This is a genomic window from Hymenobacter humi, from assembly GCF_042665855.1.
Classification (GTDB): Bacteria; Bacteroidota; Bacteroidia; order Cytophagales; family Hymenobacteraceae; genus Hymenobacter; species Hymenobacter humi.
On the sequence record NZ_JBHTEK010000001.1, the window covers coordinates 3,636,341 to 3,658,318 of the forward strand.

General features: G+C 60.7%; 23 protein-coding genes and 3 pseudogenes. 13 read left to right on the forward strand and 13 right to left on the reverse strand.

Going from position 1 to position 21,978, the window contains the following annotated elements; all coding sequences use genetic code 11:
• The 5 genes from porU2 to ACFQT0_RS20490 all read right to left on the reverse strand — a co-directional run bounded on the left by porU2 (window position 1) and on the right by ACFQT0_RS20490 (window position 3,701).
• Window positions 1-1,743 (reverse strand): putative type IX secretion system sortase PorU2, encoded by a 1,743-nt coding sequence (gene porU2, locus ACFQT0_RS20470; protein ID WP_449272094.1) that lies wholly within the window; start codon window positions 1,741-1,743, stop codon window positions 1-3.
• Window positions 1,646-1,861 (reverse strand): hypothetical protein, encoded by a 216-nt coding sequence (locus ACFQT0_RS20475; protein WP_380204972.1) that lies wholly within the window; start codon window positions 1,859-1,861, stop codon window positions 1,646-1,648. The genes porU2 and ACFQT0_RS20475 overlap by 98 nt, the downstream gene beginning before the upstream one ends.
• The gene (locus ACFQT0_RS20480; protein ID WP_380204973.1) at window positions 1,807-2,502 is read right to left on the reverse strand and encodes a hypothetical protein; all 696 of its coding nucleotides are present in this window, start codon (window positions 2,500-2,502) and stop codon (window positions 1,807-1,809) included. Before ACFQT0_RS20480 ends, ACFQT0_RS20475 begins: the two co-directional genes overlap by 55 nt.
• Before the next feature lie 64 nt (window positions 2,503-2,566).
• A complete protein-coding gene (locus ACFQT0_RS20485) occupies window positions 2,567-2,788 on the reverse strand; it encodes a hypothetical protein (protein ID WP_380204974.1) in 222 nt (73 codons plus the stop codon).
• Window positions 2,769-3,701, reverse strand: a complete 933-nt coding sequence (locus ACFQT0_RS20490; protein ID WP_380204975.1) for a putative type IX sorting system protein PorV2 — start codon at window positions 3,699-3,701, stop codon at window positions 2,769-2,771. Before ACFQT0_RS20490 ends, ACFQT0_RS20485 begins: the two co-directional genes overlap by 20 nt.
• Before the next feature lie 408 nt (window positions 3,702-4,109).
• Here ACFQT0_RS20490 and ACFQT0_RS20495 point away from each other — a divergent pair, with 408 nt between their 5' ends.
• The 4 genes and pseudogenes from ACFQT0_RS20495 to ACFQT0_RS20510 all read left to right on the forward strand — a co-directional run bounded on the left by ACFQT0_RS20495 (window position 4,110) and on the right by ACFQT0_RS20510 (window position 7,178).
• On the forward strand, window positions 4,110-4,457 hold the full coding sequence (locus tag ACFQT0_RS20495) for a PadR family transcriptional regulator (RefSeq protein WP_380204976.1): 348 nt from the start codon (window positions 4,110-4,112) through the stop codon (window positions 4,455-4,457).
• A gap of 63 nt (window positions 4,458-4,520) precedes the next feature.
• Complete coding sequence (locus ACFQT0_RS20500; RefSeq protein WP_380204977.1) at window positions 4,521-5,060, forward strand: hypothetical protein; 540 nt, start codon at window positions 4,521-4,523, stop codon at window positions 5,058-5,060.
• A pseudogene (locus tag ACFQT0_RS20505) lies at window positions 4,942-5,370 on the forward strand (PspC domain-containing protein); the annotation flags it as partial. The gene ACFQT0_RS20500 and the pseudogene ACFQT0_RS20505, both read left to right, overlap by 119 nt.
• A 179-nt stretch (window positions 5,371-5,549) precedes the next feature.
• Complete coding sequence (locus ACFQT0_RS20510; protein ID WP_380204978.1) at window positions 5,550-7,178, forward strand: head GIN domain-containing protein; 1,629 nt, start codon at window positions 5,550-5,552, stop codon at window positions 7,176-7,178.
• 162 nt (window positions 7,179-7,340) lie between these two features.
• Here the strand turns inward: ACFQT0_RS20510 and ACFQT0_RS20515 are convergent, their stop codons facing one another.
• The 4 genes from ACFQT0_RS20515 to mce form a co-directional block, all read right to left on the reverse strand.
• Window positions 7,341-8,786 carry a CCA tRNA nucleotidyltransferase gene (locus tag ACFQT0_RS20515; RefSeq protein ID WP_380204979.1) on the reverse strand — a complete coding sequence of 482 codons (1,446 nt, stop codon included), beginning with the start codon at window positions 8,784-8,786 and terminating at the stop codon, window positions 7,341-7,343.
• A 257-nt stretch (window positions 8,787-9,043) separates the two neighbouring features.
• A complete protein-coding gene (locus ACFQT0_RS20520; protein ID WP_380204980.1) occupies window positions 9,044-9,310 on the reverse strand; it encodes an L-threonylcarbamoyladenylate synthase in 267 nt (88 codons plus the stop codon).
• Window positions 9,210-9,617, reverse strand: coding sequence for an L-threonylcarbamoyladenylate synthase (locus ACFQT0_RS20525; RefSeq protein ID WP_380204981.1), 408 nt, complete (start codon window positions 9,615-9,617; stop codon window positions 9,210-9,212). The genes ACFQT0_RS20520 and ACFQT0_RS20525 overlap by 101 nt, the downstream gene beginning before the upstream one ends.
• Window positions 9,618-9,693: 76 nt before the next feature.
• The gene (gene mce / locus ACFQT0_RS20530) at window positions 9,694-10,098 is read right to left on the reverse strand and encodes a methylmalonyl-CoA epimerase (RefSeq protein ID WP_380204982.1); all 405 of its coding nucleotides are present in this window, start codon (window positions 10,096-10,098) and stop codon (window positions 9,694-9,696) included.
• A 211-nt stretch (window positions 10,099-10,309) separates the two neighbouring features.
• On the opposite strand from mce, the gene ACFQT0_RS20535 reads away from it, so the two are divergent.
• The 4 genes from ACFQT0_RS20535 to ACFQT0_RS20550 all read left to right on the forward strand — a co-directional run bounded on the left by ACFQT0_RS20535 (window position 10,310) and on the right by ACFQT0_RS20550 (window position 12,983).
• Entirely contained in the window at window positions 10,310-11,524 is a 1,215-nt protein-coding gene (locus ACFQT0_RS20535) for an IscS subfamily cysteine desulfurase (RefSeq protein ID WP_380204983.1), read from the forward strand.
• Between the two features lie 114 nt (window positions 11,525-11,638).
• Window positions 11,639-12,049, forward strand: coding sequence for a Fe-S cluster assembly scaffold IscU (iscU, locus tag ACFQT0_RS20540; RefSeq protein ID WP_035561862.1), 411 nt, complete (start codon window positions 11,639-11,641; stop codon window positions 12,047-12,049).
• Window positions 12,050-12,139: 90 nt separating this feature from the next.
• Window positions 12,140-12,535 carry a hypothetical protein gene (locus tag ACFQT0_RS20545; RefSeq protein ID WP_380204984.1) on the forward strand — a complete coding sequence of 132 codons (396 nt, stop codon included), beginning with the start codon at window positions 12,140-12,142 and terminating at the stop codon, window positions 12,533-12,535.
• Window positions 12,536-12,656: 121 nt separating this feature from the next.
• Complete coding sequence (locus tag ACFQT0_RS20550) at window positions 12,657-12,983, forward strand: HesB/IscA family protein (RefSeq protein WP_345058851.1); 327 nt, start codon at window positions 12,657-12,659, stop codon at window positions 12,981-12,983.
• A gap of 353 nt (window positions 12,984-13,336) precedes the next feature.
• On the opposite strand, the gene ACFQT0_RS20555 is transcribed toward ACFQT0_RS20550, so the two are convergent.
• The 3 genes and pseudogenes from ACFQT0_RS20555 to ACFQT0_RS20565 form a co-directional block, all read right to left on the reverse strand.
• The gene (locus tag ACFQT0_RS20555) at window positions 13,337-15,067 is read right to left on the reverse strand and encodes a T9SS type A sorting domain-containing protein (RefSeq protein WP_380204985.1); all 1,731 of its coding nucleotides are present in this window, start codon (window positions 15,065-15,067) and stop codon (window positions 13,337-13,339) included.
• A 1,180-nt stretch (window positions 15,068-16,247) separates the two neighbouring features.
• A pseudogene (locus tag ACFQT0_RS20560) lies at window positions 16,248-16,992 on the reverse strand (LytR/AlgR family response regulator transcription factor).
• The gene (locus ACFQT0_RS20565) at window positions 16,989-18,065 is read right to left on the reverse strand and encodes a sensor histidine kinase (protein ID WP_380204986.1); all 1,077 of its coding nucleotides are present in this window, start codon (window positions 18,063-18,065) and stop codon (window positions 16,989-16,991) included. The pseudogene ACFQT0_RS20560 and the gene ACFQT0_RS20565 overlap by 4 nt, the downstream one beginning before the upstream one ends.
• Before the next feature lie 351 nt (window positions 18,066-18,416).
• Here ACFQT0_RS20565 and ACFQT0_RS20570 point away from each other — a divergent pair, with 351 nt between their 5' ends.
• From ACFQT0_RS20570 to ACFQT0_RS20590, 5 genes and pseudogenes are all read left to right on the forward strand, one after another.
• Entirely contained in the window at window positions 18,417-19,460 is a 1,044-nt protein-coding gene (locus ACFQT0_RS20570; protein WP_380204987.1) for an alpha-amylase family glycosyl hydrolase, read from the forward strand.
• A gap of 192 nt (window positions 19,461-19,652) precedes the next feature.
• Window positions 19,653-20,063 carry a hypothetical protein gene (locus ACFQT0_RS20575; RefSeq protein ID WP_380204988.1) on the forward strand — a complete coding sequence of 137 codons (411 nt, stop codon included), beginning with the start codon at window positions 19,653-19,655 and terminating at the stop codon, window positions 20,061-20,063.
• 10 nt (window positions 20,064-20,073) lie between these two features.
• Window positions 20,074-20,415: an alpha-1,6-glucosidase domain-containing protein gene (locus tag ACFQT0_RS20580; protein ID WP_380204989.1), complete on the forward strand. Its 342-nt coding sequence runs from the start codon at window positions 20,074-20,076 to the stop codon at window positions 20,413-20,415.
• A 234-nt stretch (window positions 20,416-20,649) separates the two neighbouring features.
• A complete protein-coding gene (locus ACFQT0_RS20585; RefSeq protein ID WP_380204990.1) occupies window positions 20,650-21,018 on the forward strand; it encodes a PfkB family carbohydrate kinase in 369 nt (122 codons plus the stop codon).
• Window positions 21,019-21,029: 11 nt separating this feature from the next.
• Window positions 21,030-21,400: pseudogene (locus tag ACFQT0_RS20590) on the forward strand (PfkB family carbohydrate kinase); the annotation flags it as partial.
• Window positions 21,401-21,657: 257 nt separating this feature from the next.
• Here ACFQT0_RS20590 and ACFQT0_RS20595 read toward each other — a convergent pair.
• Entirely contained in the window at window positions 21,658-21,972 is a 315-nt protein-coding gene (locus ACFQT0_RS20595) for a hypothetical protein (protein ID WP_380204991.1), read from the reverse strand.
• Window positions 21,973-21,978: the final 6 nt, after the last annotated feature.

Below are 21,978 nucleotides of genomic sequence, written 5' to 3' on the forward strand. Positions count from 1 at the left end.
TTACCCGGGTTCGATACGCCCACATTCAGCACAAAATTGCTGGATGAAGCTTTTACGGGACCATCGCCGGGAGCGGGCGTGATGGACAACGACGCCGAGCCTGGCCACAAAATCAGGAAGCGCGGGCGCGAAAAGCGCCAGGGCCGGGTCGCCCTGCCAGCCGGTGCCCAGCAGCTGCTCCACGCCAATGTCGTTGTTGAAATAAGTGGTGTTCTGCAGGCGCCGCACCGCTTCGGCGTGAATGGCGGTTATCGGCTTGCCATAAAACTGAGGGTTGTTAAACATCAGTTTGTAAACCGTGTCAATAGAAATTTCCAGCTGGTCGGGGTAGCTGAAGCCATACTCTCCCAGCGAGCCCAACGCACCCTTCTGGCTGGCAAACAGCCAATCTTCCACGATGGTGTAGCCCGAGGTAAAGGTGTGGTTGGCCGCGCAGCCGTTCAGATAAAAGAAAGGATACTTGCCCTGGTTATTATAATTATTGGCGGGGTCAGAGGGCGCGCCAAAGTTTAACGCGAAGGTGTTGTTCGACCCGTGACCAAAATAGGTCATGAGCGAAATACCTGCGTTCAGGTAAGACGAGATATTGATGGTGGCAGGCAAGCCGGAAGGCGTTAGCCGCGTCTCAGTGCTCACGCTGCCGCCAAAAAGCGGCCGCTCTACCCGGGCTTTGTTCCGGTCCATAACGGCTCGAAAATCAGCCGTTTCGGCGGGGCTCAGGCCTCCTACCAGGTGCAAGACGTTTTTGCGCCAGGGCTCGGGGCCCAAGGCCTCGTGGGTCCTCAGCTTTCCCAAATAGTTCATTACCTGCTGTGGCGTGGTCACGGTGAGGCGGCCGGTGCGCAGCTTGGGCACAAAGTCATCAGCCTGAAAATTGGCCGTTAGCATGTTATCAGATACGGCTCGGGAGCTGGTGGGCACCAGGTCCAGGCCACGCTCACCGCCGTTGCGGTACCCCGTGCCGCCTTCGCTGGGCACAATTCCCTTGCCCAGCAGCAGCAAGTAGCGGTTGGCGTTATTGGGGGCACCGGCGGCGAGCCACAGCCCAAAGTGGCGCATGGCCAGCCACGACCGTTCGCCGTAGTGAAACTGGTCGTAGAGCTGCGCGGTGGTAATGAGCAGGGTGTCGTAGCCGCCTCCGGCCGTCGAAGCCCGGAACTTGGCGTATTCTTTAGCCGCGTTGGGAACCGAGGTAGCGCCGTCCATCGCCGAGCCGTAGAGCTGGCGGTGCGAGATAATGGCGAAGTTCACCGCGGCCTGGTTGATGGCCCGGAAGCGCACCGCCCTGGCCGGCGAGGGCGTAAACGGGCGCTGGGCATCGGCCAGCAGCAGGCGGCGCGACTGCTCCTCGGTGGCACTGGGAAACACAAAGCGCCGTCCCAGCGGCCCCAGGGCTTGGGCAGCCGTGGGCGCAATGCGCTGCACGTTCCAGGGGTCGTGAATGTCGTAACCCACCACCGAGGCCGGAATGCTGTCTACTTCAAAAGTGGCCGGGCCGCCCAGCAGAGAGTCGTTGGCAAACGCTAGGTGGCGGCGCGGTCCCAGCCAGCGGTTGGCCTGGGGGCCACCACCCGCATAAATGCCCGCCGGAAATAGTCGGCCGAAGTGCCGGTACCGCCGGTGCTGCCCGAAAGCCGAACCGTGACTAGCCCATTGGGCCCAATTTCGGCGCGCTGCAGGGCATACTGCCCACCAGCTTCGGCGTAGCCCGAAAAACCAAGCGCGCCAACGACCGGTAGGTATTGGTCGTGGGGTTCAGCACGGCTACTTCCACGTTGTGCGAAGCAAACGTGCCGCCCACCACGCTCAGCTCAATGCGCGGAGCCGGACCGGTGCCCGCCGGCACCACGGCCCGCAGCACCGAATCGGTGGAAGCGGTGACAACGCCGCCCAGCAACTGCGAGAAAAGCCCTCGCCCGATTCCAGCCACGGCAGAAAGGTGCTGCCACGGGCGGCTTCGGCAAAGGCATTGGTTTCAACTTTTAGGCTGGTGGCCAGGCGCCAGGCGTGCGGGGTGCCGCCGGGCACCATGGGCTCGGCCATGCGCTTAGCGGCGGGCGCTGAGGCGCCGGGGTAGGTCAGGAAATAAGCGGCCGTATCGGTATAAAAGCTATACAGCTGGTGGGGCTGCTCGGCAGCCGTCTTGTAGAGGTCGCGGTCGAGTTGGCCATCATTACGCTGCCCGTAAAACTCCAGGTAGGTGTTGGTGTCGAACACGGTGCGCGAGCCGCCTTGGTACACGGCCACTTCGCGGCCCCGGCGCCAGAGCTGCAGGCGGCTCGGGTCGATGTTGCTCAGGCCCGCTTGGGTGAGGTACGCGTAGGTGAGGCGGTGAATCCCGGTTTGGGTCACCTTCACCTTATAGTATTGCTGGCTGGGCACTAGCCACTCGTTGCCGTACGGTCCCGACTGCGCCACCGCCGCGGGCCCGCTAAGGCCCAGCAACAGCACCAGCAGCAACCACCCGCAAGCCTTTATTTTTACGGTACTACTCTTTTCCATAAATCGGTAGATAGATATTTCTTCAAACGGTAGTGCAGCGTAAGGAGCGCCGCCTCGCGGCTTCTTACTTAAAGGCATAGCCCAGGGAGACAATCAGGGAGTTGGTTTGGGAGGAGCTGCCCAGTTTTTCGACGGCCAGGCGCGACAAGGCCAGGTCGATGCGCAGGCCGCTCACGGCCACGCCGGCGCCCAGGCTGTACTGGCCCTTCCAGCTGCTGCTGTAGGTGCCGGTGCTGCTGGCCGCAAAATCCTGGATTTTCTGGTAGTTACCGGCCCCGCCGCGCAAAAATACCAGGTCTCTGTAGCCCAGCTCCAGGCCCACGCGCGGGTCCACGCTCAGGGCTTTGGTCGAAATCGGGGTGTTGCGCTGGCCGTCGGTGGTAGCTTCCAGGTCGACGGCTACCAGGGCCGTGAACTGCTTGGGCAGGCTCGAAGCGGCGGCCTGCCCCGAGCACGAAGCGCGGCAGCGTGATTTCGGCGCTGTTCTTGGGAATGGGGTCGTTGCCGTTGGCAATGGTGCTGTTGATACCCTTTTGGTATTCGTCGGCGTTGATGGACCACTGCGTGAACGTGGTGGTGATGTCGCGGGCCATCAGGCCGAGGTTCCAGCCCTTGTAGTTGTACTGCACACCCGCGTCGATGCCAAAGCCGTAGCCGTGGGCAAACTTGCCGATGTTACGGTAGATGATTTTGCCGTTGCCGCCCACGCTCAGGCCTTCCACGTTGCCGAGCTTGCGCGCATAGGACACGAGCAGCGCGTAGTCGGCCACCGAGAAATACTCGATTTTGCTGTAGTCGATGTAGCCGTACTCGTTGATGAGGTTACGGGTATCGGCAATGTTGTCGACGCCCAGCCGCATCACGCTCACCCCCACGGCGCTGTTGTCATCGAGCGGCATGGAAAACGCGGCGTAATCGTTTTTCACCACGCCCGCAAACAGCTCAGAATGCATCAGCACGCCGTCGTACTTGGCGGTTTGGTTGGCCAGGCCCGCGGGGTTCCAGTAGCCGGCGGTGGCATCAGTGGCCAGGCTCACCTGCACTTTGCCCATGCCCAGGGCCCGGGCGCCCACGCCAATATTCAGAAATTCATTGCTGTATTTGGGGGTTTTGGTAGACTGAGCCGTAGCCGGCAACGCCAGCACGGCACTGGCCCCCACAAGAAACAGCCCGCGAGCGGCAGAGGAGAAGTTGAGCATAGAGATGAAGGCGGGTAAAAAATGCGCCGACGGAACGCAAGTTACTTCAAGATAGTGCGTCCGGCTCACCACATCCGGGCCAAAAAGATAACCTGAGCTTCTGAAGCCAGGCCCGCCCCTGCCGGTGCACGCTTTGCCTTCGACTGGCAAGCGGTTTTTGCGCTTACGGCTCCAGCCCGGTGCCCCCGCTTTTGGGGTTTGGCACGCCGGCGCGGCCCCGGGCAAGGTGCCGGCAGAGCCGGCAATATCGCAAAAGTGCGTTTTTAAATAAAAAATTTTCTTATTGATTATCAACCACTAATGAAATATTTTAGTTATAATCGATGAATTATTCATCCAGTACCTTGCGTTACAAAGTACCTACCATACATTTGTACTGTTTCTCACCCACTACTATTTGTAACGCCCATGAAACTCGAGAACACCCAGGTTCAGATGCGCAAGGGAATCCTTGAATTCTGCATCCTGGAAATCATCGCCCGCGGCGAAGCCTACGCCTCCGACATGCTGGAGGAGCTGACTTCGGCCCGCATGATAGTGGTGGAGGGCACCCTCTACCCGCTCCTGACCCGCCTGAAAAATGCCGCGCTGCTGGACTATGTCTGGAAGGAAAGCACCAGCGGGCCACCCCGGAAATACTACACCCTGACCGACACCGGCCGCCAGTTCCTGGGCGAACTGCGCGACACCTGGGAAGAGATGGCCGCCTCCGTGGGCATCATCCGGCACAGTGCCCCGCCGAAGCCCGTTGTTTGATTACGCCGCCTTTTTCCTTCTTCACTCACCAGAATTTAAACGGCAGTTTTCCAGCCTTTAATCATGAAAAAGAACATCAGTATCAACCTGCAGGGGATTATCTTTCACATCGAGGAAGACGGCTACGACGTGCTCAGCCGCTACCTGACCGAGGTGAAGGCGCACTTTGCCCACTACCGCGGCCACGAAGACATTGTGGCCGACATTGAGGGCCGGATTGCCGAGATTTTCTCAGCCCGCCTCTCCCCTGTTCAGCAGGTAATTACCCTAGAAGACGTGGAGGCCATGACGGCCAAAATGGGCCGCGTGAGCGACTTCGCTACCGATGAGCCTCGACGCCGAAGACGTGGAAGACACCGCTACGGCCGGCAACGCCGCCTTTGGCTACGGCACCTCGTATGGCAACCCTGGCGCCTTTGGGTCGGCTGGCACGGCCACCGCGGGTGCTGCCACTGCCACGGAGCCCCGCCGCCTGTACCGCGACATGGCGCACCGCAAGGTGGCCGGGGTAGCGGCGGGCATCGCCCAGTACTTCGCCATCAACCCGGTATGGGTGCGGTTGGGCTGGATATTGCTCGTCTTTGTGCTGCCCGGCATGTTTGAGGTGTTCGACAACCACAGCCACGACGGTCATTTCCAATTCGGCGGCTGGGCCTTTCTGGCCTACGTCATCCTGTGGATAGTGCTGCCCAAGCGCTACGACGCGCCGGCCCCCAACGACGCCATGCTCAACCAGGGCCCCTTGGCCGGCCGCAAGCTGTTTCGCGACACGGGCACCGCTAAAATTGCGGGCGTAGCGGCCGGTTTGGCGGCTTACTTCAACATCGACGTGACGCTGGTGCGGGTGCTTATGCTGGCCGGCTTATTCGCCGGGGGCTTTACCCTTATGCTCTACATCATCCTGTGGATTGTCTTGCCCGAAGCCAAAACGGTTTCGGACAAGATGCGCATGCGCGGCGACGCTGTGACGCTGGAAGGCTACGACAGCAGCCTGCGTAACAACGCTTTTAGCGACGCCCCCACGACCACCAACCGGCCGGTGGGGGCGTTTGTAGAAGATGCCGCCCGGGCCTGCGCCCGCTCGTTGATTTTGTGGGCTCGGCCATCCGCATTGTGGCGGGGGTGCTGCTCACCGTTACCGGCTTCTCGCTGCTGCTCACTGCGGCCGTGTACCTGGGCGTGGCCCTGGGCCTGGTTCCCAATTCGGAGAACATTGTGTTTGGCGATGCTCCGGCCCACGTCTTTCTCAACGGCATCCCCTCCTGGGGCCTGCTGGCTGGCTTCTTTGCCTTTGCCCTCCCCGCGCTCGGCATGCTGCTCGGGGGCCTGAACCTGCTGTTCCGCCGCTCGTTCCTGCCCCGCACGGCCGGCCTGTCGCTGCTGGGCCTGTGGCTCCTGAGCATTGTGGGCGTGACCATGGCTGCGGTGCAGCAAAGCCGCCAGTTTCAGTACGATGCCGAGGTGGAGCAGTTGGAGCGGTACCCGGCCATCAGCACGCCCGTCGTCCGCCTCGATGCCCGCCGCGTAGACCGCGAATGGGAGCAGCACGTGAACGTGACCCTGGCCAGCGCCGATAGCGGCCGTGCGGTAGAAGTGCTGCGCACCCTCGGAGCCAAAGGCCCTTCGGAAGACGAAGCCCGCCGCAACGCCTTGACCTCCATCGACTACACGGTGCGCACCAGCGGCGACTCGGCCCTGGTGTTCGACGACCATTTCTCCTTCCTGCCCGGCGCCAAGTTCCGCAACCAGGAGCTCAACCTCACGCTACGCCTGCCCCGCGACCGCAGCTTCCGCCTGAGCCGCCGCTTTGCCGAAAACATGCTGGACGACGACAACTTCGTGAACAACCGCCGCCCCAACGAGCCCGAGCAGTACCAGTACCGCCTGCGCGGCAACAAGCTGGAGTGCATTGGCTGCACCGAAAAGGAATTGGGCACCACGGATAACGAGGAAGATTCCAACGTCAACATCGACATTGACACCGATAATACCGACGGCGACTCCGACGCCAGCAACAGCGGCACCACGCTCAACTACGGTGGGGCCCCGGCTTTCGACACCGATTTTGAAAGCTATGGCAGCGGCCGCCGCAACTTCGACGAAAGCGGCTTCAGCCGGGTAACCGTAGTGGGCGGCTACCGGGTGGTGCTGCGCAAGGGCGACACCTTTAAGGTAGAAGCCGGCGGCGATGAGGACATCCTCGACAAACTACGCGTGGAGCGCGACGGGAGCACGCTCACCATCCGGCCCCGCAACTCGTCGTTTTTTGGCCGCAACTGGAACCGCCGCGAAGAGAAGGTGCTCATCCACATCGATATGCCCAGCGTGGAAAAAGTTGAACTGGCCGGCAGCGTGCAGGCCGACCTCAGCGGTTTCGACCGGCAAGACCGCCTGGAAGTGGAGCAGGCTGGCGCCAGCCACCTGCGCCTCAACGGCGACTACGGCACCCTGAAAATTGAGCAGGCCGGCGCCTGCCGCACCACCGCCACCGGCCGCGCCGATGCCCTGGACCTCGACGCCGCCGGCGCCTGCGAGTTGGCCGCCGCCAACCTGCAAACCCGCATCGCCACGGTCGACGTGGCCGGCGTGTGCAAAGCCCGCCTGCACGTGACCCAAAGCATCAAGGGCGACGCCGTGGGCGCGAGCGAAATTGCCTACAGCGGCAACCCCAACAGCGCCAAGATTGACGCTACCGGCCCTTCCAGCGTGAAACGTTTGTAAGTATGGCTGTTAGCTACGGAGCCAAGGAACACCCGCATGAAGGGGGCACTATCACCCATCCGCCTTCCCCATTCCATCTTGGAATACTCGCTTCCAGCTATTTAAGTAGCCATCGCGCAACTTTCCCCGTATTATTACCTCTATAGTCCGATTACAAAGAAGTCAGGCTTGGTTTGGTGAGTGAATCACGCCTCCTTCCGGAGCCAGTCCCATGGCCGCCCCCTGCTGCAACAGGAAGGCCCGGGCTGGCTCCATTTCGTTTTTAATGGTGCCTTCGAGGATGGCTTCCATCACGGCTTCCTTCAGCTCGCCCACCTGCCGCGAAGGCTTCAGCCCAAACGTTTCCATGATGATTTCGCCGGTGATAACCGGGCGGAAGCTGCGCAGGTGGTCCTTCTCTTCCACTTCCTTGAGCTTCTCCTCCACCTGCCCAAAGTTGCGCAGGTAGCGGGCTTTACGGTCGTGGTCCTTGCTCGTGATGTCGGCCCGGCACAGCAGCATCAGCCGGTCTATGTCCTCGCCGGCTTCGAACAGCAGGCGGCGCACCGCCGAGTCGGTCACGGTTTCTTTCACCAGCGCAATGGGGCGCAGGTGCAGCCGCACCAGCTTCTGCACCATGCGCATCTCCTCGCCCTGCGGCAGCTTTAGCTCAGCGAAGATGCCCGGCACCCAGCGGGCGCCTTTGTCTTCGTGGCCGTGGAAGGTCCAGCCCACACGCTGGTCGTAACGCTTGGTGGCGGGCTTGGCGATGTCGTGCAGCACGGCGGCCCAGCGCAGCCATAGGTCGCCGCCGGCCGCGGCCACGTTATCCAGCACCTGCAGGGTGTGGTAGAAATTGTCTTTGTGGGCGTGCGTGCCCACTTTTTCAACGCCGTGCAGCTGCGCCATCTTCGGGAAGATGAGCTGCAATAGCCCCGTCTGGAACAGCAGCTTGAAGCCGTAGCTCGGCACAGGCGACTCAATTATCTTGTTCAGCTCCACCGTAATGCGCTCCTGCGACACGATTTTTATCCGGTCCTTATTCCGGATAATGGCGTCGAACGTATCCGGCTCAATATCGAAATTGAGCTGCGAGGCAAAGCGCACGGCGCGCATCATGCGCAGCGGGTCGTCGGAGAAAGTCACGTCGGGCCCCAGCGGCGTGCGGATGGTCTTGCTGGCCAGGTCCTTCATGCCGTCGTAGCGGTCTACCAGCGCCCCAAAGTCTTCGGGATTCAGGCTCAGGCCCAGGGCGTTGATGGTGAAGTCGCGGCGGGCCAGGTCTTCCTCCAGCGTGCCGGCTTCTACCTCGGGCTTGCGCGATTCGGCGCGGTAACTTTCCTTGCGGGCCCCCACAAACTCGATTTCGCCGGCTTCTTTGGTGGGCAGCATGGCCGTACCGAAATTTTTGAAGACCGTGACCCGGCCGCGGCCCGGTAGCTTGGCCCCCACGGCCTGCGCCAGCGCAATGCCGTCGCCCACGGTCACCACGTCAATGTCTTTGCTCTCACGGCCCAACGCCAAATCCCGCACGTAGCCACCTATCACATAAGCAGGCTGCCTGAGTTCCGCCGCTGCTTCGGCGATGGTTCGGAAAATGGGCAGTTCGGGCAGTTGGGGCGTCTTCATGCCCGCAAAGGTCGGTGCTATGCCTTATTGCTGCCACAAAAGGCGTCATGTCGAGCGCAGCCGAGACATCTCGCGTGTGGTAGTAACTCAATCGTCTGTCATTAATCGCCTGTCATGCTGAGCCTGCGAAGCAGCTTCTCACGGCTCAACGATTCGTGCTGACCTGATAAGATGCTTCGTGCCTCAGCATGACAGGCAGCGCGAGCGAGATGTCTCGGCTGCGCTCGACATGACTAACTGTAAACTAACAGATTGCCTTACTCCCGCACCACTTCCAGCCGGCCACCTTCGCCCAGGCGCACCACCCGCGAGGGAGCCGCGCGGGTTTCGTCGTCCTGCCGCCAGTTTACCACGTGGTCGGCCCCGCGCAAAATCGCGGCATCCACCTCTGAAAACACCGCGGGCGTGGGCTCCCCAGCCTTATTAGCCGACGTGGACACCAGCCCGTGCCCGAGGCGCCGCACCACCTTGTGGCAAAACTCGTCCTTGGTCACGCGCAGGCCCACGGTGCCGTCGGGTGCCACGAGGGCGGGCGCTACGGCCCGGCTGGCCGGCAGAATGTAGGTAGTGGGCCGGGTGTCGGCCGCGAGCAGCCTGCTCCAGCTCCTCGGGCACCTGGGCGGCATAGCGTCGGAGCATGCCCAAATCGGCCACCAGCACGATGCTGGGCTTGCCCTCGGCCCGGCCCTTGAGCTTGTAAAGCTCCTTCACGGCCGGTGGCGACTCGGCGTCGCAGCCCAACCCCCACACGGTGTCGGTGGGGTACAGAATGACTTGCTGCAGCAGCAGGGCATCGACGGCGCTATCTACTTCTTGCTGGAAAAATTTCATGGGACAGATTTATGTAGCGCGGACTTTGTAGTCCGCGTTGGCATCGTTCGTTCATACGCGGACTACAAAGTCCGCGCTACTTTATCGTCTGGCAAAGTTCCACCAAAACGCCGGCGGCACTCTTCGGGTGCACAAAGCAAACCAGCTTATTGTCGGCGCCGTGCTTGGGCTCCTCATTCAGCAGCACAAAGCCCTCGCCCCGCAGCCGCGCCATTTCGGCCCGGATATCGTCGACCTCGAAGGCCACGTGGTGAATGCCTTCGGGCTTTTTGGCCAGAAACTTCGTGATGGCACTGTCAGGCGAAGTGCCCGCCAACAGCTCAATTTTGGAGCCGCCCACCTTGAAGAAAACCGTATCGACGGCCTCGCTGGCCACGTGCTCCATCTTATAAGGAGCCACGCCCAGCAGCGTGGTGTAAAGAGCGGTGGCAGCCTCCAGGTCGTTTACGGCCAGGCCGAGGTGTTCGAGGTTGGTGAGCATAGAGAAACGAAAAAGCGGGCGCAAATGCCGCTGACCAATGAATAGACGTGGTTTTATCGAGCGTTTTGCTATACTGACAGAATTCGGCGCAATTCCTTATTTAGATTGTATCTACTTTTGTGGGACCAAAGAAAACTGATTGCCTTGGAACCGTGTTCTACAAGGGTCCAGTTATTCGCTGGCTTACCACTCTGCTTTATCGCTGCGCGCAATGCTTAAGCTCCCCATTTATCTCGATAACAACGCCACTACGCCCCTCGACCCGCGGGTACTAGAGGCCATGATGCCCTACCTGACCGAAGTATTCGGCAACGCTGCCTCCCGCAACCACCCCTTTGGTTGGGCTGCCGAGGAAGCCGTTGACTACTCGCGCGAGCAGATTGCCAAGCTCATCAACTGCGACCCCAAGGAGATTATCTTCACTTCGGGCGCTACCGAGTCGGACAACCTGGGCATCAAGGGCGTGTTTGAGATGTACAGCCAGAAAGGCAACCACGTCATCACCGCCACCACCGAGCACAAAGCCGTGCTCGACACCTGCAAGCACATCGAGAAGCTCGGCGGCCGCGTGACCTACCTGCCCGTGAACGAGCAGGGCCTCATCAGCCTCGAAGAGCTCGAAGCCGCCATGACGCCGGAGACCATCTTGGTCACCATCATGTACGGCAACAACGAGACCGGCACGATTCAGCCCATCCGCGAAATCGCCCGGATTGCCCACAGCCACGGCGCCCTGTTTATGACCGATGGCACCCAGGCCGTAGGTAAGATTCCGGTCGACGTGATGGCCGACGGCATCGACATCATGGCCTTCACGGCTCACAAAATGTACGGCCCCAAGGGGGTAGGTGCCCTTTACGTGCGTCGTAAGAACCCCCGGGTTAAAGTGACCGCCCAGATGGACGGTGGTGGCCACGAGCGCGGCATGCGCTCCGGCACCCTCAACGTGCCCGGCATCGTGGGCTTGGGCAAGGCTTGCGAGCTGGCTCAACTCGAAATGGCCGCCGACACTGCTCGCCTGAGCGCCATGCGCGACCGCCTCGAAAAGGAATTGACCACGCTGGAAGAAAGCTACGTGAACGGCTCAATTGAGCACCGCCTCCCTCACGTTACCAACATCAGCTTCAAGTATGTGGAAGGCGAAGGCCTGATGATGGGCGTGAAAGACCTGGCGGTTTCGTCGGGCTCGGCGTGCACGTCGGCTTCTTTGGAGCCCAGCTACGTACTCAAGGCCCTGGGCCTGAGCGACGACCTGGCGCACTCCTCCCTACGCTTCGGCCTGAGCCGCTTCACCACCGACGAGCAAATCGACTACGCCATCGGCCACGTAAAAGAAGCCGTAACCAAGCTCCGCGAAATGTCGCCCCTGTGGGAGATGTTCAAGGATGGCGTCGACCTCAGCAAAATCGAGTGGGCGGAACACTAAGGAGTCTCTTGTTGCTGGTTGCCGGTTTCTTGTTTTTTGATACCTCAACTGCTAGCCCCGACACCAGAACGACAACAAGAAACAAGTAACAAACAACTAGAAACGCAAAAAATCATGGCTTACTCCGATAAAGTAATTGACCACTACAGCAACCCCCGCAACGTGGGCACGCTGGACAAAAGCAAGAAGAACGTAGGCACCGGCCTCGTGGGCGCGCCTGAGTGCGGCGACGTAATGCGCCTGCAGATTGAGGTAGACGAAGCCACTAACACCATCACCGACGCCAAGTTTAAGACCTTCGGCTGCGGCTCGGCCATTGCGTCGTCGTCGCTCGCTACCGAGTGGCTGAAAGGCAAAACCGTAGATGAGGCCCTGGCCATCGACAACATGGAGATTGTGGAAGAACTGGCCTTGCCGCCCGTGAAAATTCACTGCTCGGTGCTGGCTGAGGATGCCATCAAATCGGCCATCTCGGACTACCGCGTGAAGAACGGCCTGCCCGCTTTGGAGCTGGCGCATCACTAGTCTTTAATGAGGAATGAAGAATGAGGAGTGAGGAATTGGTCGTTGGGCTAATTCTTCACTCCTCATTCTTCATTCCTCATTCTTTATTACATGACCGACGAATTTGAAGCAGCGCGCCTGCAACGTGAGATTCAGCAGTACCTGGGCTTAACGCCGGAGCAATTGCGGTTTGAGTTTCGGGAAGTAGAAGGGCTAACCCGCCTCGACCTGATAACGGTGAACCCGCGTCACCATCAAAACTTCCTGTTTCGCTACGAAACGGGCCGCGACGAGGTAGAATGCCTGCAGAAGATGCTGGACTATGTGAAGCGTTTCCGCGACACCGAAAGCTCCTACACGCTGCAATGGCGCTCCCGCGGCGACCGGGAGCTGCAAACCTCTTATTTCCGGGCGCACAACGTATATGAGGCGCTGGACAAGCTGTACTTCGGCCGCGACCTGAACGCCATTACGGTTTTCAGCGTGGTGCTAAACCCCAGTTCGTAACAGCCGCCGCTGCTTATAAAGGGCGAGTGAACAAATGGAGTAAAATCCTTGTTTATAATTTGTCTAAATTGCGCCTCCGATTATTCTATAAGATTGGGCGCGACACAGCCCTCCTACTGCCATGATTACCGTTTCTGATAAAGCCAAAGAGAAAGTGGCGCGCCTGATTCAAGACGCGAACCTCGATGAGACTTACCGCCTGCGCGCCTCTGTGGCCGGCGGCGGCTGCTCTGGCCTGAGCTATAAGCTGGACTTCGACAACGAGGTGCGCCCCATGGACCAGGAGTTCGAAGACAAAGGCGTGCGCGTAGTGGTCGACATGAAAAGCTTCCTCTACCTGGCCGGCACCGAGCTGGACTTCTCCGACGGCCTCAACGGCAAGGGCTTCCAGTTCAACAACCCCAACGCCTCGCGCGAGTGCGGCTGCGGCGAGAGCTTCTCTGTCTAAACCACGGATTCATCCGGATTTATCGGATTGCACGGATTTTGTAGCCAGCCCCGTTGGGATGAAAACCGGTTGATTGATAATAAAAAAGGCCACTCAGTTGAGTGGCCTTTTTTCATGAATCTGTGTGATAAGTCGATTCTTTGCTATTGTCATCGCTTGCGAAGGACCTTATTACGGCTGGAGCTCCGCTGAATACGCGCCGTTCCATAGTGACAAGGTCTTTCGCACGCTCAGGATGACAGCCGTTTTGAAGTATTAAACAGCTTCGTCAAGTAAGCAGCATACAGCCCAACTTGGGGGCGTCTACAAAATCCGTGGAATCCGTTAAAATCCGCGCCAATCCGTGGTCTGGATTACTCCTTCTCGAATTTGGCTATCACCCGGCCGGTTGAGGTTTGTAGTTCCAGCAAGTAAACGCCAGGGGCAAGCGAACCAATGGCCAACTGGGATATGCCTGCTTCTGTGGTGCCGCGCAGCAGGGTCCGGCCCAATTGGTTGACTACCCGGTAAGGGGTAGCCGCGTCGGTAATCAAGCTAATAGCACTGTTCGCGGGGTTTGGGTAGAGCAGGACTTTGGCCGCTGCACCGACTCTAGCTACGGTTGCCACGGCCGAGTAGCTGATTTTGCCGTCGGCATCCATCTGGCGCAGGCGGTAGTAGAGCGTACCAGCCGGGGCTGATTGGTCGAGGGCTGTGTAAGCTGTGGCCTGGGTGCTGTTGCCTTGGGCTGCTTGTTTGGCTACCGTGGCAAAGTCACGGCCATCGAGGCTGCGCTGCACCTCGAAGAAGGCGCTGTTTTTCTCGCTGGCCGTCGCCCATTTTATCGTCACTGCCTGGTTGGGCTGGCGCTGGGCCGTGAACCGGCTGAGCACTACGGGCAGCGGATTGAGAGCGGCCCCGAAGGTGGTGTTTTCGTTGGTGGCACCCAGGGCAAACGTAGCGGCATTGGCCAACGAGCCGATGGGGGCCGAGGTAAGGGTACCGGGCACCCACGCGGCGCCGGCGCCGCTGCCCGCGCCCGTGCTCCCCGAGCGGCCGAAGCTCTGCCAGTCGAGGCCAGGGGTTTTGGCGGCTATCACCAAGCCAGCATCGGTGGGGTCGTTCACTCCGTCGTCAGTCCCGAAGCTGAGGGTAACGGTGCCGCTGGCATTGCCCGGGGTAGCGTTGGAGGAACTCAGGGAATACGAACGAATATGCGACACCCGCTTGAGGGGTACGCCGCCCAGCAAGTTGGTCGGTGCCAGGTTCTGGCCGGGGTTGCCTTCCAGCAGCTCGGCCGTGTAAGTGCTGGCAGCCGTTTGGCTGCTGATGTCAAGCGTTAAAGAGCGCCGCCCTGCCCCCTTACCCACGGGAAAAGTAACGGATGAAGCACCGGGACCAGTCACTCGTGCAAGCGGGCCATCAATAAAGGTGTTCTCGTTGGCGGTGCTTATGGTGGCGGCAGCGCCTAAGGTCAGCAGGTTCGTTGCCGTGGTGGTAACCTTGCCACTGCTGAGCGTGAGGGCATTATTCAGGGTGATGGGCCGGCGAAGCGAGACGCCCATGGGGTTGGCTACCGTCACCTTCACATTGTCGCCAAACGTGAGGGCTCCGGCCCCGGCGGTGCCGCCGATTACCTGTGGGGCGCTGCCATTGAACTGCAGGGTGGTCGCGCTGGCTGGATTGAAGGCAAGCGTGCTGCCACTGTTTACCAGCAGGTTGCCTTTTATGTTGACTCCCCCGATTGCATTGATGGCAATGGTTCCTTTCGTAATAATCAGGTCGCCGCCAAACGTGACCGGATAAGTTGCGGTGCCGGTATTGGTGAAGGTGATGCTGTATTCAAAAGTGCCATAGGTTCGGCCGCTGAAGGGCACCTGTATGTAGCCGGTGGGGGCAAATAAGTAGTGGCTGGCCGGCTCAAACACGGTGATGCTGTTGGGCTGGTTCAAGGCAAACGGGGCCGAACCCGCGTACTGCTCGTAGCGCGCCCCGTTGCGAAACACCACGGAATTTTGCAGAGCGGTAACGGAACCAAAGGCAGTTCCAGCGAAATTCTGCCCACCCGTGAATACGCTGCCGCTAACAAACTCGATGCTGGACATGCCGCTGCCCTGCAAACGGTGCTCAGCCTTAACATTATATTGCCCTTCAAAAGATAAGTTTCCTGCTATGATAGCCGCTGCGCCGGTCTTCAACTGCATAATAAGACCCGCATCCACGGTGCTCGAGTTAGTAACAGTTAGACTTGAGCCGGCAGCAATCATAAAATCGGCTCCGGACACCAGGTTATCAATATTTAGCGTGCGGCTGCTTTCGTTGGCGAACGTGGCTTTTACATTTCCAATAAACTGCAGCTGACCGATGGTCTCACCCGTGGGAAAATCCAGAGCGACGGCAACGGAAGGCGTCAGGGCACCGTCAAACACGAGCACATCGTTGGGCTGCGGCAAAGTCCGGTCAGGCTGCCAGTTTTGAGGCGTCGACCACTTGGTATCTGCTCCTGCGCCAGTCCAAGTGTACGTGGTAGCTGGCAGAGCAAGCACGTGAATGGGCGCCGCCTCCGGGCTTATGCATTTTGCTTTCTCATGCCGAACCTCGCTTTTGGGTGTTGCGCCGGCCGCCTGAGGCACCAGAAAGCTCAGGTAAAGGACGGCGCAACGGTTAAACTTATGTAATACAACGGTGGAAATGTTATGCATAGAAAGCGGTTTAGGTTTATTAGAATATCAGGAGGCAGGCCGGTAAGAGCACCACAAGCTTTTGAATAGCTTATTCGGATAGCCCAATAATTATATGGTATTCAAAAGTTCCGCCCCGCCTGATATATTTCTATTTTTACAAACACCTACACGTGCTACAAACGAGTGTGATGAACAACAACTTCACTGCCAGCCCCCCGGTAAGGCAGCACGATTAAATTCGGAAATTGTTCAATTTTATTGTCCAGCTGCCGAAATCAAAACACGCTCACTTCCTGACTTTTTACGCAGCTTAAAGCCGCCCTTACTTATTGGGCCCCGACGTAAGCCGGCCAGGGGATGAGTTGCTGGAGCAGACGCATTCAACCCAGCGTTAAAGCGCAGCTTCTTCGAAGCAGCCATCAGCTGGGCAGGGAGGCAGCGGCATGCCAACCGTACCCTCGGCTCAACAGGGCAAAAGCAAAAGAGCAGAGTCCCGGTAAGCGGGGGCTCTGCTCTTTTGCGCTGCTTCCTCATTCTCTCACAAACCAGTCCTGAGGGCTAAGCTATTCTCGCAGAGAAGCGTGAGGGCTGGTCTGCTGGCTCAGCTCCAGCGGCTGAGAAACTGCAGGAAGGTGTCTTTGTACTGGTCGCCCACCGGGATGGTGACGGCGCCAATCTGAACGGTGAGGCGGCGCACGGCCTCGATTTTGTCCAGTGCCACTATAAACGAGCGGTGGATGCGCATAAAGCGCCGGGTGGGCAGTTTCTCCTCCATGGCCTTGAGGCTCATGAGGGAAAGCAGGGCGCGGGGCGAGCTTTTGAGGTGGACTTTGACGTAGTCCTTGAGGCCTTCCACGTAGAGAATGTCGCTCAGGGCCACGCGCACCAGCGGTACTCGGCTTTCAGGAACAGGTATTCTTCTTCCTCGGCGCCGTTCGAAACTGGCGCCACGGCGTGCTGAGCAATCAGCTCGGCGTAGGCGCGGCCTTGCCGGCGGCCCGCAGAAACTCCTCGTAGTTGAAGGGCTTTACGAGGTAGTCGAGGGCATCGACGCGGTAGCCCTCGAGGGCGTACTGGCTGAAGGCGGTGGTGAAGATGACGCGCGGGCCGGTGGGGCCCAGCACCCGGGCCAGCTCCAGGCCGTTGAGCTCCTGCATCTGGATGTCGAGGAAAGCCAAGTCGACGGTGCTGGGGTTTTCATGCAGGTACTTCAGGGCTTCCACGGCGCTGCCGAAACGGCCCACTAGCTCCAGAAACGGGGTTTTCTGAACGAATGACGCTACCAGGCCCAGGGCCAGGGGCTCGTCGTCGACGGCGATGCATTTGAGGGGCGGCAGGCTACTCATGCGACGTGCAAGGTTAAATGAACCCGAAACTCGTTGGCGGGCGTATGGTCGTCGACCAGCAGATTGAACTGGCCAGGGTACAGCAAATCGAGGCGGCGGCGGGTGTTGGCCAGCCCAATGCCGTTGCTGCCGGCCAGGTCGGTAGAGGGCAGCGCGAGGCGGGTGTTGCGCACTTCCAGCTCCAGTACATTGGGCGCGGGCTGGCGCAGGGCCACGTAAATTGAGCTGGATTGGGTGGCCGCCACGCCGTGCTTAAAGGCATTTTCGAGAAAGGGCAGCAGCAGCATGGGGGCCACCGGCACGTCCTGCATGGGCTCGGGCCGCTCGAAGGTGACGGTCACCCGCTCGTCGAGCCGGAGCTGCATCAGCGTGATGTAGTCCTGCACGAAGGCAATTTCCTGGCTCAACAGTGTGAAGCCGCCGGCGGTGTCGTAGAGCACGTAGCGCATCATGCGCGAGAGCCGGTGAATGGCCGTGCGGGCCTGTTCGCCGTCGAGCAGCGTGAGGGCGTAGATGTTGTTGAGGGTGTTGAAGAAGAAGTGCGGATTGATTTGCGCCTTCAGCACCGACAGCTCGGAGCTGACCCGCTGCTGCTCGAGCTCCTGCCGGGCCTCGGCGTCTTTCTGCCACTTCTGCACCACCGTGATGCTCGTGCTGATGCCCAGCACAAACATGGTGGTGAGCAGGCCCATGGTGTCGATGCGCGGGCCAGTGCGGGCCAGCCGGGGGCGGCCGGCCGCGGCCTGAAATGCCTTGTCCATGAGTTCGGGCAGGTTCAGGGCCGATTCCAGAAACCTGCTGAAAAACAGCACGGCCGCGGTGGTGCCCACCAGGGCCAGTACAAACAGCCCGGTGCGCCCCTGAAACAGGAGCTTCGGCACGCTCACTTTGGCCGTGAGGTAGAACGTGGCCACCCAGGCGCAGAACATTAGCCCCTGCTTGAGCCAGAACTGCGGGGGCATGACGAGCCGGCCCGTGAGCGGCTGAAACAACAAAAACGTGAGCCCGAACAACCCCCACACCAGCACGTGAATGAGCGGGGTGAGGAAGCGCCGGGGAGTGAGGTCGGCCATAAAAAAGTAAGATTCAAAGCAAACATACCAACGCCCCGCACCCCAAATCCTCCCAAACCGACCGCAAGCAACATTGTGTCGACCACGGGGAAGGTTTTATCGGTCGGCCCAGAACGAAAACTCCCCTCCTTTTTTAAGGAGGGGACGTTGCCGCGCCCGCGGCAACTGGGGTGGTTTCCCTCATTGAACGATGGATGAACGGCTCCTATACGATTCCAGCCCAACTCGTTCCGGCGCCCGTCGTTCGGGCATCGTTCAACGAGGGCAACCACCCCCGTTTGAGCTAAAGCTCAAACATCCCCTCCTCAACTGAGGAGGGGAGCTCAACTTATTAACCCCGAACTTGCGGCCATGATTCGCCCGCTTCTGCTGCTGCTTTTGCTCCTCTCCGTTGCTCCCACCGCCCCGGCCCAGCCCCTCCCCGACTACGCCAGCTACCCCGTTTACCACGGCCCCGACCTGGGCCTGACCTGGCGCGGCGCCCAGGCCACCCTCCGCGTGTGGGCCCCCACCGCCGAAGCGCTGCATCTGCGCCTGTACGCCGCAGGCACGGGCGGCGCCCCGCTGGCCGAGCACCCCATGCGCAAGGCCGAAGCGGGCACCTGGACTTACACCCTGCCCGCCGGCACTACCGGCTTCTACACCGTGCAGGCCACCATCAAAGGCCGGAAAATGGCCGAAGTGGCCGACCCCTACGCCCACGCCGTGGGTTTGAACGGGCAGCGCGGCGCCGTGCTCAACCCCGCCACCGCGCAGCCACCCGGCTGGAGCGAGGACCTGCGCCCGGCCCTGAAGCAGCCCACCGACATCGTGATTGGCGAAGTGCACGTGCGCGATTTGAGCATGCACCCGCAGTCGGGCATCCGGCAGAAGGGCAAGTTTCTGGGCGTGGCGCAGCTGGGCACCCGCGGCCCTGGCGACGTGAGCACCGGCCTCGACCACCTCGTGGAGCTGGGCCTGACCCACGTACACCTGCTGCCCACCAACGACTTTGCGTCCATCGACGAAGCCGCGCCCGCCAGCGCCAACCGCTACAACTGGGGCTACGACCCGCTGAACTACACCGTGCCCGAGGGCACCTACGCCACCGATGCCGCCGACCCGGCCGTGCGCATCCGCGAGTTCAAGCAGGCGGTGGAAAACCTGCACAGCCAGGGCCTGCGCGTGGTGCTCGACGTGGTGTACAACCACACCGCCAACGCCGCCCGCAGCGCCTTCGAGCAGGCCTGGTGCCCGGCTACTACTACCGCCACAACCCCGACGGCTCGCTCTCCGATGCCGCTGCCTGCGGCAACGAAGTGGCCTCCGAACGGCCCATGGTGCGCAAGCTCATCGTGGAATCGGTGGCGTACTGGGCCCGTGAGTACCACGCCGACGGCTTCCGCTTCGACCTGATGGGCGTGCTCGACATTGAAACCATGCGCGCCGTGCGCGTGGCCCTCGACCTGCAGGACCACAGCATTTTCGTGTACGGCGAGGGCTGGACCGCCGGCCCCTCGCCCCTGCCCGAAACCCGCCGCGCCGTGAAAGCCAACATGCCCAGGCTGCCCCGCATCGCCGCCTTCGGCGACGAGCCTGCGCGACGGCGTGAAGGGCCACTACGCCCGCCAAAACGAGCCGGGCTTTGCCAGCGGCCAGCCGGGCCTGGAGGAAAGCGTGAAGTTCGGCATCGTGGCCGCCACCCAGCACCCGCAGCTCAATTACACCAAGGTCAATTACTCGAAAGCGCCCTGGGCTACTTCCCCGTCCCAGGCCATCAACTACGTGGCCTGCCACGACGACCGGGTGCTCTGGGACAAGCTCACCGTGGCCAACCCCGGTGCTTCCGAAGCCGACCTTATCAAGATGGATTTGCTGAGCAACACCATCGTATTCACCTCACAGGGAGTGCCGTTTTTGCCCGTGGGCGATGAATTTCTGCGCACTAAAGGCGGCTCACACAACTCTTATAACCAGCCGGATAGTGTAAACCAGGCTCGACTGGGCCCGCAAGGCTAAGTACCAGTCGGTGTTTGAGTTCTACCGCCGCCTCATCGCCCTGCGCCGGGCCCACCCTGCCTTCCGCCTGCCCACTACTGAGCTGATTCAGCAGCACCTGGAGTTCTTGCCCAACCTGCCCGCCGGCACCATTGCCTACCGCCTGAAAGACCACGCCGGCGGCGACAAGTGGCAGCACATTGTGGTGCTGTTCAATGGCAACCGCACGGCGGTGAACATGCCCATTCCGGATGGAAAATACACGGTGGTTTTGCGCGGCGACCAGCTCAACGAAAAGGGCCTCGGCAAAGCGGAACAAGCTGGCGCCGCCTTGCAGGTACCAGCCAACTCCGCCATGATTCTGGTGCAGTAGCGGGGCGAGGGCTTGGGCAGGGCCCGAAGTTAGCCATTATTCGGAGCCGGGCCAGCGTTGCAGAGGCGGCAACAGCCTTTGCCTGAGGCAGACTGTGAATAAAAGGGTAGAACGAAATCTAATACCTCACAGCCCGCGTTATACCCTGAGCCTTTACTTAGCCTGCGCCATGAAACGAGTCGTCACCCTCACCCTCAACCCGGCCATCGATAAGAGTACCTCGGTGCCCCGGCGGTGCCCGAGCAAAAGCTCCGATGCGAGCAACCCAAGGTGGAGCCCGGCGGGGGCGGCATCAACGTGGCCCGGGGCCTGAAGCGGCTGGGGCTGAATTCCCAGGCCGTGTTCGTGGCCGGCGGCCCTCCCGGCGAGATACTAAAGCAGCTCATGGCGCGCGAAGGCATCGACCAGCACCCCGTGCCCACCGAGGCCTGGACCCGCGAAAACTTCACCGTGGTAGATGCCTCCAACAACCAGCAGTACCGCTTCGGCATGCCCGGCACCGAGCTCATTGCCAGCGAGCAGGCGCAGGTGCTGGCCACCCTGGCCGGCCTCGACCCCGTGCCCGACGTGCTAGTGGCCAGCGGCAGTCTGCCCCCGGCGTAGCGCCCGAATTTATGGGCGAAATTGCCCGTTGGGCCAGCCGCGTCGGGGCCAGGCTCATTGTTGACACCTCGGGCGAGCCCCTGCGGCAAGCGGTTGAGGAAGGCGTGTACCTGCTCAAGCCCAACCTGGGCGAGCTGGCCATGCTGGCCGGTACCGATGCCCTCGACAGCGAATCGGCAATAGCAGCGGCCCGGTCCATCATCCAGGCCGGCAAGTGCGAAATCGTGGTGGTTTCGCTGGGCGCGGCGGGGGCCTGCTTTGTCACCCGCGATGCGGAGGAGCACATTGCTGCCCCCGCCGTAAAAAGCGCAGCACCGTGGGCGCCGGCGACAGCATGGTGGCCGGCATGGTGTACGCGCTGTGCCAGGGCCGCCCCGTGCGCGAGGCGGTGCGCATGGGCGTCGCCTGCGGCTCGGCCGCCACCATGAACTCCGGCACCGAGCTGTTTCACGCCCGCGATGCCGAGCGGCTGTTTCAGTGGCTGCTTCAGAATATGCCGCAGCCCGCGCCAGCTCATTGAGCTGACAGCTAAGGTCTAACGGTCATGTAGAGCGCAGCATTCGTACAAAAAGAGTAAACCCACTCGTTTGTCATACTGAGAAGAGCGAAGCATCTTCTCACGCCTGAACCGTTCGTTGGTTAGAAGATGCTTCCTTCGTCAGGATGACAGGCAATTGATTCCCTTTTAGCTCCTTGCTGATACTCAAGCATTCCGAATGCGCCAAGGCACAGCCCTACTAGCGCCGGCCCACGCTGCGCTTGGCCGGGGCTGGGGCCGGTGCCGCGCTTTTTGGCGCCTGCGAAGCTGGCTAGCTTCACTATGTTGGGCTTGTCGAAGGTGTTGTAATCGTTGATGTTGGCAGAAGTCAGAATGCAGCCCGTCACGTTTTTCCAGTTCACGCCGGCCAGCGCGGTTTCCAGCTTCAGGGCCTTGTGTGGGTCGAGGTTTACCAAGGAAAT